The 1,185-nt window shown below is 66.0% G+C and carries 2 pseudogenes; both read right to left on the bottom strand.

Annotated elements, in window-relative coordinates:
* Positions 1-727 (bottom strand): annotated as a pseudogene (sucD, locus tag J5J86_RS00015) (succinate--CoA ligase subunit alpha); the annotation flags it as partial.
* Positions 727-1,185, bottom strand: a pseudogene (gene sucC / locus J5J86_RS00010) (succinate--CoA ligase subunit beta); the annotation flags it as partial. The pseudogenes sucC and sucD, both read right to left, overlap by 1 nt.

Here is a 1,185-nt window from a genome sequence, read left to right as displayed (position 1 = left end):
CGCGCCGGGGAGGGAGAGACGCGGATGCCCGCTTCTTCCATCGCCGCGATCTTGTCCTCGGCGCCGCCCTTGCCGCCGGAAATGATGGCGCCCGCATGGCCCATGCGGCGGCCGGGAGGGGCGGTGCGGCCGGCAATGAAGCCCACCATCGGCTTCTTGCGCCCGCGCTTGGCCTCGTCCTTCAGGAACTGGGCGGCATCTTCTTCCGCCGAGCCGCCGATCTCGCCGATCATCACGATGGAGGTGGTGGCGTCATCCGCCAGGAACATCTCCAGCACGTCGATGAACTCGGTGCCCTTCACCGGGTCGCCGCCAATGCCCACCGCCGAGGTCTGGCCCAGCCCCTCCTGCGAGGTCTGGAACACCGCCTCATAGGTCAGCGTGCCCGACCGCGAGACGATGCCCACCGAGCCGGTCTTGAAGATGTTGGCCGGCATGATGCCGATCTTGGACTGGCCGGCGGTCACCACGCCCGGGCAGTTCGGCCCGATAAGGCGGGACTTGGAGCCCGAAAGCGCCCGCTTCACCTTCACCATGTCCAGCACCGGGATGCCCTCGGTGATGCACACGATCAGCGGGATTTCCGCGTCGATGGCCTCAAGGATGGCATCCGCCGCGCCGGGCGGGGGCACATAGATGACATGGCCTGCTCGGAATGGAAGGTCCCGTTCTTGCCAGTGAAGCCCTGGGTGATGACCTTGGTATTGGCGTCGATCAGAACAGACATCACGCAGCTTCCTTCTTCACGGCCGCGACGATCTTCTGCGCCGCATCGTCCAGGTCATCGGCGGGGATCACGTTGAGCCCGCTCTCGCGGATGATCTGCTTGCCCTGCTCCACATTGGTGCCTTCCAGGCGCACCACCAGGGGCACCTTCAGCCCCACCGCCTTCACCGCCGCCAGCACGCCGCGCGCGATCACGTCGCACTTCATGATGCCGCCGAAGATGTTGACCAGGATGCCCTTCACGGACGGGTCGGAGGTGATGATCTTGAACGCCGCCGTCACCTTCTCCTCGCTGGCGCCGCCGCCCACGTCCAGGAAGTTGGCCGGGCTCTCGCCATAGAGCTTGATGATGTCCAGCGTCGCCATGGCCAGCCCCGCCCCGTTCACCATGCAGCCGATGGTGCCGTCGAGGGCGATATAGGCGAGGTCATACTTCGACGCCTCGATCTCCTTGGCGTC

It is taken from the genome of Aquabacter sp. L1I39 (assembly GCF_017742835.1).
Classification (GTDB): Bacteria; Pseudomonadota; Alphaproteobacteria; order Rhizobiales; family Xanthobacteraceae; genus L1I39.
Note: the sequence above shows the minus strand (reverse complement) of the source record. Positions and strands in the feature narration are given on the sequence as shown.